General features: G+C 58.9%; 15 protein-coding genes. 7 read left to right on the forward strand and 8 right to left on the reverse strand.

The window, feature by feature from the left end:
- Positions 1-13 precede the first annotated feature (13 nt).
- Positions 14-1,357 carry a CDP-diacylglycerol--serine O-phosphatidyltransferase gene (gene pssA, locus ALO43_RS02135; RefSeq protein ID WP_024689737.1) on the reverse strand — a complete coding sequence of 448 codons (1,344 nt, stop codon included), beginning with the start codon at positions 1,355-1,357 and terminating at the stop codon, positions 14-16.
- A 308-nt stretch (positions 1,358-1,665) separates the two neighbouring features.
- Here pssA and ALO43_RS02140 point away from each other — a divergent pair, with 308 nt between their 5' ends.
- On the forward strand, positions 1,666-3,852 hold the full coding sequence (locus tag ALO43_RS02140; RefSeq protein WP_024670995.1) for a TonB-dependent receptor: 2,187 nt from the start codon (positions 1,666-1,668) through the stop codon (positions 3,850-3,852).
- A gap of 44 nt (positions 3,853-3,896) precedes the next feature.
- Here ALO43_RS02140 and ALO43_RS02145 read toward each other — a convergent pair whose 3' ends face one another.
- Positions 3,897-5,039 carry a glycerophosphodiester phosphodiesterase gene (locus ALO43_RS02145; protein ID WP_054997037.1) on the reverse strand — a complete coding sequence of 381 codons (1,143 nt, stop codon included), beginning with the start codon at positions 5,037-5,039 and terminating at the stop codon, positions 3,897-3,899.
- A gap of 255 nt (positions 5,040-5,294) precedes the next feature.
- Here ALO43_RS02145 and ALO43_RS02150 point away from each other — a divergent pair, with 255 nt between their 5' ends.
- The 3 genes from ALO43_RS02150 (at position 5,295) to ALO43_RS02160 (ending at position 7,395) form a co-directional block, all read left to right on the forward strand.
- Positions 5,295-6,227 carry a 2-hydroxyacid dehydrogenase gene (locus tag ALO43_RS02150; RefSeq protein WP_024670993.1) on the forward strand — a complete coding sequence of 311 codons (933 nt, stop codon included), beginning with the start codon at positions 5,295-5,297 and terminating at the stop codon, positions 6,225-6,227.
- 107 nt (positions 6,228-6,334) lie between these two features.
- Positions 6,335-7,069, forward strand: a complete 735-nt coding sequence (locus ALO43_RS02155) for a CTP synthase C-terminal region-related (seleno)protein (protein WP_024670992.1) — start codon at positions 6,335-6,337, stop codon at positions 7,067-7,069.
- On the forward strand, positions 7,066-7,395 hold the full coding sequence (locus tag ALO43_RS02160) for an antibiotic biosynthesis monooxygenase family protein (protein WP_024670991.1): 330 nt from the start codon (positions 7,066-7,068) through the stop codon (positions 7,393-7,395). Before ALO43_RS02155 ends, ALO43_RS02160 begins: the two co-directional genes overlap by 4 nt.
- A 2-nt stretch (positions 7,396-7,397) precedes the next feature.
- On the opposite strand, the gene ALO43_RS02165 is transcribed toward ALO43_RS02160, so the two are convergent.
- The 3 genes from ALO43_RS02165 to ALO43_RS02175 form a co-directional block, all read right to left on the reverse strand.
- Positions 7,398-8,816 carry a short-chain fatty acid transporter gene (locus ALO43_RS02165; RefSeq protein WP_024689734.1) on the reverse strand — a complete coding sequence of 473 codons (1,419 nt, stop codon included), beginning with the start codon at positions 8,814-8,816 and terminating at the stop codon, positions 7,398-7,400.
- Between the two features lie 122 nt (positions 8,817-8,938).
- Positions 8,939-9,595: a CoA transferase subunit B gene (locus tag ALO43_RS02170; protein ID WP_005890568.1), complete on the reverse strand. Its 657-nt coding sequence runs from the start codon at positions 9,593-9,595 to the stop codon at positions 8,939-8,941.
- A gap of 41 nt (positions 9,596-9,636) precedes the next feature.
- Positions 9,637-10,338, reverse strand: a complete 702-nt coding sequence (locus ALO43_RS02175; RefSeq protein WP_005890569.1) for a CoA transferase subunit A — start codon at positions 10,336-10,338, stop codon at positions 9,637-9,639.
- Between the two features lie 130 nt (positions 10,339-10,468).
- Here ALO43_RS02175 and ALO43_RS02180 point away from each other — a divergent pair, with 130 nt between their 5' ends.
- The 3 genes from ALO43_RS02180 to ALO43_RS02190 all read left to right on the forward strand — a co-directional run bounded on the left by ALO43_RS02180 (position 10,469) and on the right by ALO43_RS02190 (position 12,462).
- The gene (locus ALO43_RS02180) at positions 10,469-11,359 is read left to right on the forward strand and encodes a LysR family transcriptional regulator (protein ID WP_054997038.1); all 891 of its coding nucleotides are present in this window, start codon (positions 10,469-10,471) and stop codon (positions 11,357-11,359) included.
- 89 nt (positions 11,360-11,448) lie between these two features.
- Entirely contained in the window at positions 11,449-11,730 is a 282-nt protein-coding gene (locus ALO43_RS02185; RefSeq protein WP_005890571.1) for a hypothetical protein, read from the forward strand.
- 123 nt (positions 11,731-11,853) lie between these two features.
- Positions 11,854-12,462, forward strand: a complete 609-nt coding sequence (locus ALO43_RS02190; RefSeq protein ID WP_054997039.1) for a LysE family translocator — start codon at positions 11,854-11,856, stop codon at positions 12,460-12,462.
- A gap of 8 nt (positions 12,463-12,470) precedes the next feature.
- Here ALO43_RS02190 and ssuE read toward each other — a convergent pair whose 3' ends face one another.
- The 3 genes from ssuE to ALO43_RS02205 form a co-directional block, all read right to left on the reverse strand.
- Positions 12,471-13,052, reverse strand: a complete 582-nt coding sequence (ssuE, locus tag ALO43_RS02195; RefSeq protein ID WP_054997040.1) for an NADPH-dependent FMN reductase — start codon at positions 13,050-13,052, stop codon at positions 12,471-12,473.
- 250 nt (positions 13,053-13,302) lie between these two features.
- Positions 13,303-14,391, reverse strand: coding sequence for a polysaccharide biosynthesis/export family protein (locus ALO43_RS02200; protein WP_005890574.1), 1,089 nt, complete (start codon positions 14,389-14,391; stop codon positions 13,303-13,305).
- Positions 14,392-14,468: 77 nt separating this feature from the next.
- Positions 14,469-15,878, reverse strand: a complete 1,410-nt coding sequence (locus ALO43_RS02205; protein ID WP_024691416.1) for an undecaprenyl-phosphate glucose phosphotransferase — start codon at positions 15,876-15,878, stop codon at positions 14,469-14,471.
- Position 15,879: the final 1 nt, after the last annotated feature.

Consider the following 15,879-nt stretch of genomic DNA (forward strand, 5'->3'; position numbering starts at 1 on the left):
TTGACGAGCAAAACTAGAGAATCCGGTACAACAAGCGCTCGACCCTGACGCGACTCACCCTGCGCAAGAATTTGCGTACGCCCTCGGGGTAATTGGCCAGCGTATCGAGTTCGTCGTATTGATTGACTCGTTGCGTATTGCGCATCAGATGGGCAATTTCGGCTTCCCGCGGATCGCTCCACTGCGCCTGCGGATCATCGATCAACAGACCGTTTTCCAGGTCCAGATTGAAGGCGCGCGGGTTCAGATTGTTGCCGGTCAGCAAGGTGTAGCGCTGATCGACCCAGATGCCCTTGAGGTGGAACGTGTTGTCCCCATGCTTCCACAAGTGCACGTTCAGACGATGCTGGGCGATTGCCTTCTGGTGTTTCTGGGCGAAGCGCCGAAGGCTGATCTCATACAGATAGGGCAGGGCCGATATCACCTTGAATGGCTCGTCGGGGTCGATGAAGAAGTCATTGGCGGTCTTGTCGCCAATGATGATGTCGACATGCACGCCACGCTTGAGTGCCCGGTTGATCTCGCGAGTCACTGCCACCGGCAGGTTGAAATACGGCGTGCAGATGGTCAACTGGATCTTGCTCGAGGCAATGAGGTCGCAGATCACCCGATTGAGCCTGTTGCGCGGGCCGACGCCCAGCAGCGGGATCACTCGCAGCTGGCCGTTTTCCTTGTCGCCCGCGGATGTATCGTAGGCAGCACGCTTCAGATCACCGCGAAAGGCGCGAATTTCACTGCGCAAGCTGCGAGAGGTCGGCGGTGACTGCAGGTCCAGACGATGCACGGCAGGGGACGGCAGGATTTCCTGCTGCACCAGTTGCTGGAAGGAGTCGGCTAGCGGCGCGCTTTCTATCAGGTGGTAGCGGTCAAGGCGGTACTTGTCGAGCTTGTGCAGGTAAACGTTGTTGATGCTTGCGCCGGAATAGATCACGCAGTCGTCGATAACGCTGCCTTTGAGGTGCAATACACCGAACAACTCACGGGTCTGCACCGGCACGCCGTAGATCGGCACCTCTTCGTCGTATTCCAGGTTCTGCGCCTGATACCAGGTCGAGTTGCCCGGCTGGCGTCCGGCACCGATCAGGCCACGCTGCGCGCGGAACCAGTCGACCAGCACTACTACATCCAGCTCTGGACGGGCTTTCTTGGCAGCATACAAGGCGTCAAGAATTTCCTGGCCGGCCTCATCCTGCTGCAGGTACAGAGCGATTATATAGATGCGGCGAGTGGCCGAAGCGATCTTCTCCAGCAGACAGCGCCGGTAGTCGGCGGCAGAAGGAACGATGGAGATTGCATCGCTCGGCAAGGCAAAACCGTGAAGCGCTGCCAGGGTCGAGCGTCTGAAAGTGGACTGCATAGGCCTCTCGATGGGAAAACCAACAGGGTACGAGCTTACACGAGAGTCGCCTGCAGGTGGCTGTCGTCAACCTGTTTCAAGGCATTGCAGTGCGATGGGGGGGATCTGGTCGTTGTCTGCGACTCCTGTAATGCCAGCGATGGAAAAGCTCCATCGCATGGAGGCCTATGGCCAGACTTGCAACTTCCTGTATGAAATAAACGATAACCATTCCCACTAACATCTGATAGCATTTCGCATTACCTTGAGTCGGTCATTTCCAGGAAGGTTTCTTCCGATCTCGCTCATCTCGTCAGCAGGACCTTTTAATGCACACCCCATCGTTCCCGATGCGCCTTACTTTGCTCGCGTTTTGCTGTTCAGTTGGTTCTCCGGCCTGGGCAGCCTCGGCCACGGCTAGCCCACAAAGTGGCCCAATGGTGCTTGGAGAAACCGACATCAGCGCCGACAAGACTGCCCCGCATGACCTTCCGCCAGTATACGCAGGCGGTCAGGTTGCCCGTGGCGGGCAGCTTGGGGTGCTGGGCAATGCCGACCTGATGGACGTGCCGTTCACCATGTCGAGCTACACCGAGCAACTGATCGAAGACCAGCAGGCCGAGGACGTCGGGGACGTGCTGTTCAATGATGCGTCGGTGCGCCAGTCAAGCGGCTACGCCAACGCTTCGAAGATATTTGTCATTCGCGGCCTGAAACTGGCCACCGATGATATTTCCTACAACGGCCTCTATGGCGTACTGCCGCGCCAGATCATATCGACCGATGCACTGGAGCGGGTCGAGGTCTTCAAAGGGCCGAACGCTTTCATCAACGGCGTTACGCCAACCGGCTCGGGCATCGGCGGCGGCGTCAACCTGCAACCCAAGCGCGCGAAGGACACACCGACGCGCCGGTTTACCACCGACATCAGCAGCGACGGCCGGGTCGGCGAGCATCTCGACCTCGGCCAGCGCTTCGGCGAAGGCAATCAATTCGGCGCACGCCTGAACCTGTCTCAACGCGAAGGTGAAACCGGGGTCGAAGATGAAGAGCATCGCAGCAAGCTGTTCGCCCTTGGGCTTGATTATCGGGGTGACGACTTCCGCATTTCCGGCGACTTCGCGTATCAGAAACAGCGCATTAACCAGAGCCGCAACGCGGTGTTCGTCGCCAGCGGGCTGACCCGCGTACCGCATGCGCCAGACTCCGACACCAACTACGCGCCGAACTGGACCTGGACCGAAATCGAAGACACTTTCGGCATGACTCGGGCCGAGTACGACCTGAACGATGACTGGACGCTGTACGCCGCAGCTGGCGCCAAGCACACCCGTGAAAACGGTATCTACGGCTCGCCGACCATCATTGACGCAGCTGGCAACACCACAGCTTCGCCATCTTCGATACCGCACGACGAAGACAACAGGACCGCGATGGCCGGGATCAACGGCAAGCTGCAGACCGGCTCGGTCAGCCACAAGGTCAACTTCGGCCTGTCCGGTATATGGACCGAGCAGCGCGGTGCGTATCTGTTCGGCAGCACGTCCGGCAACAACCTTTACGACCCCGTTTCCCAGGAGCGCCCGGCACTCGACAGTTTCACCGCAGGCGATATGAACGATCCCGGTATCACGGGCAAGAGCCGGATGCGCAGCGTAGCGTTCTCCGACACGCTGGGCTTTTTCGACGATCGCCTGCTGCTGACGGCAGGCTTGCGTCGCCAGCAACTGCGGGTTCAGGGCTATGACTACAACAGTGGCTCGCGCAATGCTCTGTATGACCAGGCAATCACCACGCCAGTCTACGGCGTGGTGTTCAAGCCCTGGCAGTACGTGTCGTTCTACGCCAACCGCATCGAAGGTCTTGCTCAGGGGCCGACTGCGCCGAGCACTGTGACGATCAACCCCGGCCAGGTTTTCGCACCTGCACGTTCCAAGCAGATAGAGGCAGGTGTGAAACTGGATATGGGCACGTTTGGCGCTAGCCTGGGCGTGTATCGCATCGAGCAACCGACTGACGGGTATCAGATTCAGGACGGTCTCGGCACGCGCTATGTCCGCGACGGTGACCAGCGTAACCGCGGCGTCGAAATGAACGTCTTCGGCGAGCCGGTCGTCGGCTTGCGTTTGCTGGCTGGCCTGACCCTGATGGACACCGAGGTGAGTGGTACTTCAGGTGGCAGCGATGACGGAAACAGGGCGATCGGCGTGCCGACCTTCCAGTTTAATGCTGGCGCCGACTGGGACGTGCCGGGTATCGAGGGCGCGGCCATCAGTGCGCGCATGCTGCGCACCGGTGGGCAGTATGTAGATGCGGCAAACACCCTGAGCATTCCGACCTGGAACCGCTTCGATCTGGGCGCACGCTACACCTTCAACGTCGCACAGAAGGACGTCACCCTGCGTGCCAACGTCGAAAACCTGATGGACAAGGATTACTGGGCGTCGGCCAACGGCGGCTATCTGACTCAGGGTGAACCACGCACCTTGAAACTCTCGGGTACTATCGATTTCTGATGACTGACTGAACGGCCGCATCGTCGGATGCGGCCTGCCGTCGGTCAATAGCCGTTGCGCTTCAGAATCGCATCAATGCTTTCTTTCGCTGGCCGCCCGTAGAACTTCAACAGTTCGGCGGTGCGGTTAGTGAAAAAGCCGTCTGCGCCATCGTTGCGGATCCGCTTGAAGTCCTCTGCATCGTCCACCGTGTAAGGGTGAATGACCATGCCTTTCTCGTGGGTCAGGTTGTTCATCCAGGGTTTGACCAAGTCCATGTAGCTCTGGTCACCACCCTTGGCCAACTGCGACGAAGGGCCTGTGCCGATGGCACCGTGGGCTTTGGCCCAGTCAATCCAGTTTTCGAATTCCTGCGGCGATTTGACTTCCTGTGCCGCGTAATAGCTGGCCTTGTCCTTGAACCCCGAGTCCTTGAAGGCAACGTTGGATTTCGGTTCTATCGAGCCTTCGCCAATCCACAGCAACAGTACCTTGGGGATGTTCGGCATTTCTTTTTGCAGCAGTTCCAGGCTCTGTTTCTCGAACGTCTGCAGGACCACACGGCCCGGCATATGCGCGACGTTGACCTGGCCGGCGGCGGCAGCAGGTCGCTCGCTCAGCCAGCCACGCTTGGTCAGGACCTTTTTCAGGTCGGCTTCGACACCGGGAAATTTGTTCGGCACCTTGGTCTCGATATACAGCCCTGGCTTGTTGGCGCCGCCCTCGGCGATATCGATCACTTCGTCCAGCGTGAGGATTTGCAACCCGGCGTAACTTGCGCGAGCGCGGTCAGGGTAAGCCTTGTTGAACCATGAACCTGCGTCCAGTTGCTTGAGTTCCGCCAGCGTGAAGGTGCTGACCGGGTCCTTGACCCGCGTCGGGAACACTTCGGCAACGTTGGTGGTGCGTTCCAGCACGTCATCGTGCAGGGCGATCAGCACGCCATCCTTGGTGCGCTGGATGTCCATCTCCAGGTAGTCCGCGCCCAGGTCGCGGGCCAGGGTATAGGCCGGAATGGTTTCTTCGGGTGCGTCGAACGAGGCACCGCGATGGGCGATCGCTGCGGGCCAGGGCAGGCCGTATTTTTCGCTCAACACTTTGCCCGGAGCATCCGCCGCCGCTGCCATCCCGGATGACAACATCAGGCTCGACATGACAGCCGCAGCCAGGAGTGTGCGTGTTGACAGCGTGATGGAAAATCCTTGCATGGGCGTATGGTTCCTAGTCTGGAGAGGGCGTCCGAGTGCGTCAGTCGATGGTGCCGCTGGCACGTCGCTGCGAGCAACGATAGCGCACAATCGGATTGCCGAGGTCGGTTGTCACTCAGTCTGTCCGGCAAATGCGTCCGCTTCATGAACGTGTGGCCTTATCGCGAACGCTTTTTCAAACGAACCTCATTGACGCTGCACAAATGCGTCGAGTCGCGTTACTGTCAGCGTTTTACAGATCGAGCGAGAGCGTACATGACAACGGTATTGGTGCTGGTCGAGAACCTGGACACGTATTTGCCGATTCTGGAAAACAGTGGCTTTCAGCTGATTCGTGCTCCTACGCCAGAGAAGCGTGCCGAGGCGATAGCCACCCATGGTCAAGCGATCAGCGCTGTTGTGACACGCGGGCCATTGGGTTTCTTTGCCGAGGAAATGGATGCGTTGCCACACCTGCGCATTATTTGCGTGAGCGGGGCAGGTTACGAGAAGGTCGACCTGCCTGCCGCCAAAGAGCGCGGTATTACCGTCACCAACGGCGCCGGCGTCAACGCTGACACGGTGGCCGATCATGCGTTGGCACTGCTGTTGTCGCTGGTACGCGATATTCCTCAGGCGGACGCCTCCGTAAGGCGCAGCGAGTGGCGCAAGGCCGTGCGACCATCAATGGCAGGCAAGCGCCTGGGCATCATCGGGCTCGGGGCCGTGGGGCTGGCCATCGCCAAACGTGCGGCGGCTTTCGACATCGTCATCGGCTACCACAACCGCAAGCCGCGCAACGAATGCCCTTACACCTGGCATGCTACTGCGCAGGCGCTGGCTGCCGAGTCGGATTTTCTGGTGGTTGCCACGCCCGGTGGCAACAGCACCCTGCATCTGGTCGATGCTCAGGTGCTGGAAGCGCTGGGCGCCGAAGGTTTTCTGGTGAACATTGCCCGGGCCAGCGTTGTAGATACTCACGCGCTGGTCAATGCGCTTCAGACCGAGCAGATCGCCGGGGCTGCGCTGGATGTTTTCGACGATGAGCCCAACGTGCCGGATGTCTTCAAAACGCTGAACAACGTCGTGCTGACGCCTCATGTGGGAGGTTTGTCGCCCGAGGCGTCGAGAGACAGCGTGCAAAAGGTCAACGATAACCTGTTGGCGTTCTTTTCCGGGCAGCCGGTGCTCACGCCGGTCAGCGAATGAGACCTTGCAGCGCTGCATGCAGTGTCTTGCCGAGCCGCCCATTCTGATTGCACTTTTGCCTGTTTATAGTCCGTTCCGATTGCACATAAATGGACAGGGAGCAGGGCATGGGCGTGGCGGCTAAAGCGGTCATAAGCATACACATCGGGCTGGTGGGGGATTTTATCGCCGAGGTGCCAGCGCATCGGGCGACCCCTCTGGCTTTGCAGATGGCGGCCGATGTATTGCAGGTTCAGGTTGATATTGAGTGGCTGCCGACGCCACAGATCGGCGACGGTTCGGGTCTTGGCCGGTTCGACGGTTTGTGGTGCGTGCCCGGCAGCCCGTATCTGCAGATGCAGGGTGCGCTGACTGCCATTCGCTTTGCCCGGGAGAGGCGGGTGCCGTTCCTGGGGTCCTGCGGCGGTTTTCAGCATGCATTGGTCGAGTACGCAAGAAATGGCCTGGGCTGGGCAGACGCCGAGCATGGCGAAACCTCGCCTGGTGCCGCAAACGTCATCATCGAGCCGCTCGACTGCTCGCTGGTCGATGCGCTGGCGCCGATTCATCTGCAACCCGACACGCTGATTGCTCAGGCTTACCGCACGCTCGATATCGAAGAGCGCTATCACTGTCGCTACGGTCTGCGTCGCGAGTTGGAATCGTCGCTGTTCGGCGGTGCCCTCAAGGTCAGCGGGCGAGGGCCGGAGGGCGATGTGCGCTGCATGGAATTGCAAGGCCACCCATTCTTTGTGGCCACGCTGTTCCAGCCGGAGCGGGCTGCGTTGTCGGGCAGGAATGCACCTCTGGTCGATGCATTTCTTCGCGCCTGCCTCACGGCTGCACAGAGCAATGAATCGTGATTGCGGCACGGTTCCCCACACCATACTTTGCGGTGGTGTTCACCTCGCTGCGTAAATCTGATGAGCATCAGGCATATGCGTCGGCTGCGCTACGAATGGTCGAACTGGCCAGCCGGCAGCCTGGTTTTCTTGGCGTGGAATCGGCACGCGGTGAAGACGGGCTGGGAGTGACGGTGTCCTACTGGACCGACGAAGCGGCGATTCTGGCCTGGAAACAACAGGCCGAACATACCGAGGTTCGCGAGCGGGGTCGCGCGCAGTGGTATCAGGCCTTTACCACGCGTGTCTGCAAGGTCGAGCGTGACTACTCGTTCGGTCAGCTTTGACGTCAGGGCATGACCGGTGGCGTGTACGTCAATGTCGTGCCCAACGCCCATAGCAGAAACAGTACCAGCGGCGCATGGACCAGCAATTGTACGAACGAAAAGCCGATAAGGTCCCGCGCTTTCAAGCCCAGGACACCCAACAGAGGCAGCATGTAGAACGGGTTGATCAGGTTTGGCAGGGCTTCGGCAGCGTTGTAGATCTGCACCGCCCAACCAAGGTGGTACTGAAGGTCGTTGGCCACTTGCATGACATAAGGGGCTTCGATGATCCACTTGCCGCCCCCTGACGGGATGAAGAACCCCAATATGGCCGAGTAGATGCCCATCAGGATCGCATAGGTGTCGTGAGAGGCAATGCTGGTGAAGAAAGTCGAGATGTAATGCGCAAGGGTTTGCGCATCGCTACCTTTGACGGTCGTCAGCAGAGCGGCGATCGAGCCGTACAACGGGAACTGGATCAGCACGCCGGTAGTGGTGGGTACGGCTCGCGCCACTGCATCGAGGAAGCTGCGTGGCCGCCAGTGCAACAGCGCGCCGAGCATGATGAACAGGAAGTTATAGGTGTTCAGGCCGGAGATCGCGGTGATCGCCGGTTTGCTGGAAAACTCGCTGAACAGCCAGCCTGCGCCCAGCAGGACCATCAGGATAATCAACAGCGGGCTGTATTCGAGCCACTCGCCTGGTCGGGTTCTGGCAGGTAGAGGTGGCAGATTGAACGCCGGGTCTATGCCACATGCCTTGGCGTCGCGAGCACTATTCGGGCCCGGGGCGGTGGCGTAGGCGACGATCAGCGAGACCACCACCAGTGCTGCAAGCATGACGCCGGATTGCCAGAGAAAGATGGTTTCAGTGAAGGGAATGACGCCGGTGATCGAAAGGATCGACGGCGGCAGGCTGGCAGGGTTGGCCTGCAACTGCGCGGCAGAAGATGACAGCCCCAACGCCCACACGGCGCCCAGCCCCAGGTAAGCGGCTGCACCGGCAGCGCGATAGTCCATGCGCAGGTCGGTGCGACGGGCGAGGGCGCGAACCAGCAAACCCCCGAATACCAGTGACAGCCCCCAGTTGAGCAGCGAGGCCAGCATGGAAATCAGCGCCACCCATGCCACCGCAGAGCGGCCGTTGCCGGGTACTCGTGCCAGACGGTCGATCAGGCGCACGGCGGGCGGCGAGCTGGCGACCACATAACCGCCGATAACCACGAAAGCCATTTGCATGGTGAACGGAATCAAGCTCCAGAACCCGTCTCCGAATGCCTTCGCGGCCTCTGCCGGTCTTGCCCCGATGGCGAGCGTCGCCAGCGTGACGATGACCACCGCCAGTGCGGCGAATACCCATGAGTCGGGAAACCAGCGTTCAGCCCAGGCGGCGCATCGCAGGGCAAATCGGGCGGAACGGCTTTCTTCGATGTTGGCGGCCATCAGAGGCACCTCTTTTTGTAATTATTATCAGGGAATATCTAAACACCCGAAGTGGACGCAGAGCGTCCAGAACGGCGCTCCCACGCCGGAGCGTGGGAGCGATAGTGTCTCTCGGCCACCCCTTAAAAGCTCATCTCGATCACGTCATCCGGCACGATCAATTTGCCTGCGGTTCTGGCAATGATTTCTTCCACGCTGACCCCGGGGGCGCGTTCGCGCAGGATAAAGGCGCCATTTTCTATTTCCAGATACGCCAGGTCGGTCAGCACCTTGCGTATGCAGCCCGCGCCGGTCAGCGGCAAGTTGCAGCGCGGCAGCAGTTTGGATTCGCCGTCCTTTGAAGCATGGGTCATGGTCACGATGATGTTGTCGGCTCCCGCCACCAGGTCCATCGCGCCGCCCATGCCCTTGATCAGCTTGCCGGGGATCATCCACGAGGCGATATTGCCCTCGACGTCCACTTCGAAGGCGCCCAGCACGGTCAGGTCAACATGCCCGCCACGGATCATGGCAAAGGATTCGGCCGAAGAGAAAATCGATGCACCGATACGTGCGGTTACGGTCTGCTTGCCAGCGTTGATCATGTCGGCGTCGATGGTTTCCTCAGTCGGAAATGCGCCCATGCCCAGCAGACCGTTCTCTGATTGCAGCATGACGTCGATGTCGTCCGGCACGTAGTTGGCAACCAGCGTTGGAATGCCGATGCCGAGGTTCACGTAATAGCCGTCCTTGAGTTCGCGGGCGACGCGTTGCGCCATTTGTTCGCGGGAAAGTGCCATGGTCTGAAATCTCTTTGTTGTATGTCGAAGAAGCCGCGCAATCAGGATTTTCTGACGGTGCGCTGCTCGATACGCTTCTCGAATGTGCCCTGTATGATGCGGTCGACGTAGATCCCCGGGGTGTGGATCTGAGTCGGCAGCAGTACACCAGGCTCGACAATTTCTTCGACTTCGACCACCGTGATCCGGCCTGCCGTGGCCACCACCGGATTGAAGTTCTGCGCGGTATGACGATAGATCACGTTACCGAAGTGGTCGGCTTTCCAGCCTTTGACCAATGCGAAATCGCCCGTGATGGCTTCTTCCAGAATCACGTTGCGACCATTGAACTGACGGGTTTCCTTGCCTTCTGCCACCGGTGTCCCGTACCCAGTCGCGGTGTAGAACGCAGGAATACCGGCGCCCCCTGCACGCATTTTTTCAGCAAGCGTGCCTTGTGGGGTCAGCTCCACTTCCAGCTCGCCGCTGAGCAGCTGCCGTTCAAACAAGGCGTTCTCGCCCACGTAAGAGGAAATCATCTTTCGGATCTGCCGGTCTTCCAGCAGGATGCCGAGCCCGAAGCCGTCGACACCGCAGTTGTTGGAAACAACCGTAAGGCCCTTGATGCCCATGCGTTTGATCTGTGCGATCAGGTTTTCCGGGATACCGCACAGGCCGAAGCCTCCACAGAGTACCGTCATGTTATCGGTCAGCCCGGCAAGGGCTTCTTCGTAGGTTGCTACCCGTTTATCGAGTCCAGCCATGATTGATCCGCCTTTTATAGTTGTTGACCATCAGTCGCGCTGTTTGAAGATCTAATGGCTTGCATCTTCACCCTGTAGCACTGATTTGTTAATTTTGTTTTTATGATCAATTGATAAGAAAAATAAATATATGAACGTCAAACAACTCCGGGCTTTCGTTGCGGTGGCGCAGTACCTCAGTTTTGCTCAGGCCGGTGAGCGGCTGAATGTCTCGCAGCCAGCGCTGAGTCTGACCATCAAGGGGCTGGAGGAGGATCTTGGCGGGCAATTGTTGACGCGCACCACGCGCAGTGTCGGTTTGACGCCTGAAGGCGAAACCCTGCTGCCACTGGCTCGCCAGCTATTGGCAGACTGGGACAACACCGAAGAGCTGCTGCGCCAACGGTTTACGCTGCAAATGGGGCGGGTTTCGATTGCCGCCATGCCATCGTTCGCGGGCAATATGCTGCCTGGAGCGCTGAAGGTGTTCCGCGGTCGCTACCCGAGGGTCAATGTCGCGGTGCATGACGTGATCAACGAGCAAGTGTTGGAAATGGTCCGCCATCGCCGCGTTGAACTGGGTATCGGTTTCGAACCGGAATCGAGCAGCGCCTTGTTGTTCACGCCATTTTATGTAGATTGCTTCGTGGCGGTGGTCGCCAGCGACTCGTTGCTGGCCGAGCGCGCCGAGGTGTCCTGGGCCGAACTGCTGCGTGAAGATTTCATTGCGCTGCAACGGCCCTCCGCCGTGCGCTTGTTGCTGGAGCAGGCCATAGAACCTGGGCACGGCAAACTTTCGGTGGCGTTCGAAAGCCATCAGTTGTCCACTATCGGTCGGATGGTGGCCAACGGCTTGGGCGTCAGTGCGGTGCCATCGCTGTGTATCGGGCAGATGCAGGAACTGGGCGCGCGCTGCATTGCGCTGGTCGAACCGCGAATCGAGCGGCGTATCGGGCTGCTGATGCTGGCCGACCACAAGCTGTCAGCCGCTGCGCAAGCCTTGCGCGAGGTGCTGATCGAGAATGCTCGGAAAAGTCGATAGACACTATCACGGCGGTTGATTTTTGCTGCAGCAGGGGCAGGCGTAACCTTGCTTCATTGCCGAAATGAAGCCCGACCGGAGGCCCCCAGATGAACCATAAAATTGCCCTTGCGCTTGCCCTGACATTTACCGTTGCGCTGGTCTCCGGCTGCTCCACTCATCATGCGACCGAGCAGCGTCCATTTAGCACTGAGGAAAGCCATCAGCTCGCGCTGGAAGATTTGAACCGTCGCGGTTTGTCATTTGACGAATACCAGGCGCGCAAGGCGCAATTGCTTGCAGACCCTCAGATCCAGCAAGCGCGTGAGTTCGATGACGACGGCGAAACCAGCGTTGATCTGGGTGCCATCACTCAACCCCCGCAAGGCTGACAGCCTGCTTGATAAGCCTGCTGCGTGAAACTGTACGGTAATAATGATCAGCCAACTGTCCGTTTGTTTCTGACAACGTCTCCGATAGGGTGAGCGCCTGACTCACTGCTACGGACAGGCTTCATGGTGCTCTCTTTCGATTTACTCCTCGCTTTTGCACTGTTCGCCTTCGTGACGTCGGTGACCCCCGGGCCGAATAACATGATGCTGCTGGCTTCCGGCGTTAATTTCGGTTTCAGCCGAACCCTCCCTCATATGCTGGGCATAACCATCGGCTTTTTTGTTCTGGTGCTGGCGGTGGGCTTTGGACTGGGCGGTGTGTTCAGGACCTGGCCGATGCTTTACACGATCCTGCGCTATGTGGGCGCTGCCTATCTGGTGTGTCTCGCCTGGAAGATTGCGACATCGGGGCCTGCTTCCGAAAACGTCGAAAGCAAAGGCAAACCGTTCAGCTTCATTAACGCCGCGCTGTTCCAGTGGGTTAATCCCAAGGCCTGGATCATGGCGATCGGGGCAATCAGCACGTACACGCCCATGCAGGGCTACTTTTATAACGTGGTGGTGATCTCGGCGGTTTTCGCGTTGATCAACCTGCCCAGTGTCGGGATTTGGGCAGGCTTTGGCAGCCTGCTGCGCAATGTGCTTCGCGACCCCCTTGGGCTGAGGATTTTCAACGGTGTGATGGCCGCCTTGCTGGTGGCCTCACTGTACCCGTTGTTCGTCGAGCACTGAGCCTGTCGTTACAACGCCAGTTGCAGATGCCCGCCTGCCTGTTTGTGACGCGCCTGCAGCCTGCGCTGCAGGCCATGGTAGAAGTGTTCCAGCCCTTCATGCAGCCGTTCGGTGAGCGTGTCGTCGAGCGTGCCGCCTTGTTCGTTGTCGCCGTAGGTTATCTGAGTATCGATGGCGAAGATGCCGTGCAGCACTTCCTGTGATTTGAGGGTCGAGAGCACCGGTTTGAGGGCGTAATCGACGGCCAGCATGTGTGCAATGCTTCCACCCGTTGCCAGTGGCAAGACCACCTTGCCGTGCAGGGCACGTTCCGGGAGCAGGTCGAGCAGGGTTTTCAGTGCGCCTGAAAACGACGCCTTGTAGACCGGCGTGCCGATCAGAACACCATCAGCCTGGCTGACCGCTTCTATGAAAGCCAGCACTTGAGGACTGTCGAAGCAGGCGAACAGCAGGTCCTCGGCATTGAAGTCGCGAATGCGCAATGTGGTGACTTCAACGCCTTGTTCTTGCAACCAACTGCTTGCGTGGGCCAGGACTACCCCGGAGCGGGATTTGGGAGACGGACTGCCTGAGAGTGAAACGACGAGCATGCGGGAATTCCTTGCGATAAGCGTCCCTCTGCAAAGCAGCTTGTGTGCCAGTCCCGTAAAATCGTCTCGCAGCCTCCGAAATACAGGGGTTTCCCAACGCCCGCAGTGTGGCTGGAATGGCCGATTGCTGACGCTTTTGCAAACAACTGTTGCAAGGCTGTTGCTTCAGCAACAGTCAGGCTTCGCTGACTAAGACAAAAAAATCCCCGCAACGCGGGTTGCAGGGACAGTAAGCGACGTCGGCGAGAGGTCAGCGGCGAAAGGCGGCACCGGTCTGCACGACGCTGGCCGAACCCAGCAGCTGACTGATGAAGCGACTCCAGCGAGTAATGTCAGCCGGGCCCACGAAAACTACGTCCTGGGCCTTGAGCTCGAATTGCCCGGCCAGCAGGTACGCAGTGGGTTTTTTGGCATTGAGGTGGTAGACGGTCGAGGCGGCATCGGCGAAGTTTTCCGCACCGCGTATCACGTACACCGCATTACCGTCTGCACTGTCCGGGCTCAAGCCACCCGAGTTGCCCAGTGCCTCCAGCAGCGTCAGGCGTGTTGTGCCGAAAGAGATGACCTGAGGGTTGCGGACTTCGCCCAGCACGTAAATCTTGTTTCTCGAGTTGCTGTTCAAATGCAGGTAATCGCCATCCTTGAGAAATATCCTGCTCAACTGCGAGCCTTCGCGGTTCAGCGAGTCAATGTCGATCAGGTAGTCCCGACCATCACGCCGCAGGGTCAACCCGGCCAGATTCGCGTCGGTCAGATCGACCCCTGCCACGCTGACTGCCTGCACCAGGCTCAATGGAATGTTGGTGATCGGTTGCGGGCCGGGCACCTTGAATGAGCCTGACAGCAATATGCGCTGGCTGTTGTAGCGCAGCACCTTGGCGTCGACCTTGACCTCGGTGTACTGAGGCGCCAGGCCCATGCGTAGTTGCTCGCGGACCTCGCTGACGGTTTTGCCACTGGCGCGAATCCGCCCGATATAGGGGAAATAGAGTGTGCCGTCGTTCAGCACCTCACGGGTGTTCGCATCCAGTTGGTCCTGCGATCCCGGCGCTGTCAGCTCCGGGTGCTCGAACACGGTAACCAGCAGGGTATCGCCAGCCCCTATCACGTATTCCGGGGTCTTGTAGTCAAGCAGTTCCTGCGGCAGAGCCTTGGCGTCTGCGATGGCGCGTTGCTGTTGGTGTCGCAAACTGTTCGGGGTCATTTCGACCAGCTGCGCCCTGGGCTCTTCAGGGTCGTTGAGGGTGACGTCGTCCTGCGTCATATGCTGACCGGGGGCAAAGGCACAGCCCTGTAGCGTCAAGCTGGCGAGCAGTAAAGCAACTAACGTCCGATTCATATCCGGGTTCCTTTCATCATGGGGTGTGGCTCCTTGTGCGTACGAGGTCCGAGATTGATCGGGGGAGAAGGGAATAGTCAGAAGGCGTTCTTGTTGACGAACCCTCTGAGCAGCGTCAGCAGAATGATTTTGAGGTCCAGCCAGATCGACCAGTGCTCGATGTAGTCCAGATCGAATTCGACCCGCTTGCGCATCTTGTCCAGCGTGTCGGTTTCGCCACGCCAGCCGTTGATCTGTGCCCAGCCGGTGATGCCGGGTTTGACCTTGTGGCGCAACATGTAGCCGCTGACCTGCTTGCGATACTGTTCGTTATGCGCAACGGCATGAGGACGGGGGCCGACGATGGACATTTCACCGAGCAGCACGTTGAAGAACTGCGGCAGTTCATCCAGTGAAGTGCGCCGCAGAAAGGCGCCCAATGGTGTGATTCGTAAATCGTTGCGGGTGGCTTGAGTCACCACGTCACCGTTTTCCAGCACGCTCATGCTGCGAAACTTCCAGACCATGATCGACCTGCCGTCCAGCCCGTAACGCCGCTGGCGAAACAGTACCGGGCCGGACGAAGTGAGTTTGATAGCCGTGGCGATAAGCAGCAGCGGCAGGGCGATTATTGCCAGAATCAGACTGGACAGCAGAATGTCTTCGAAACGTTTGGCCAGGCTCCAGGCACCGTCCATGGGTGAATCGAAAATACTGATGCTGGTCAGGCCGTTGATGCTTTCACTGCGCGCGTGCAGCAGGTCGAACATGAACACGTCCGGGACGAGATACACCGATGCGGTGGTATCGCTCAGTCCGGTTATCAACTCGCGCAACTGCGGTTCGGCACTGAAGGCGAGGGTGATGTACACCTTGTCGATCCGATTGGCGCGGGCGTCTAAGATCAACTGTTCCAGATCACCCAGTACCGGCAGGCGGCGTGTGCCGGCGTCCGGGTGCATTTGCTGCGGATGGGCGTCATAGAAACCCAGAAGTTTCAGGCCCATCCACGGTGCGAGAGAGATCGAGCGCGCCAGCCGTTCGCCCACCTGACCGGTCCCGACGATCGCCACCCGACGTGTATTGAAACCATTTCGCCGCAGTGTGTGCAGTGCAAGGCGAATCAACAGTCGATAGCCGCACAGCGCGCCAAGGACCAAGGCAAACCAGCTCATCTGCTCGTTATCCGGCATCTGCAGACGTTTTAGCAGCAGGTAGTTCAACGAGAGCAGAATGACAAAGCTCAGTGCCCAGTAATTGAAGACCTTGGTCAGTTCGCGCAGGATACGTTCGCCGCGCCACGAGCCATACAACTGGTGATATTCACTGAACCAGTGGAACAACAGCACTGCCAGGAGGATGCGAAACCAGGTCTCGGTGATATTGATCGTCGTCAGCCCGGTTTGCCAGTAACCGATCGATACAATAACTGCCAGATCCAGCAGACGATGGGCGAGTGACAGTGCCGATTGATGGGCATGCAGAATGCCGCGAACGGACGTAGCCATC

Source organism: Pseudomonas tremae, from assembly GCF_001401155.1.
In the GTDB taxonomy this organism is placed as follows: Bacteria; Pseudomonadota; Gammaproteobacteria; order Pseudomonadales; family Pseudomonadaceae; genus Aquipseudomonas; species Aquipseudomonas tremae.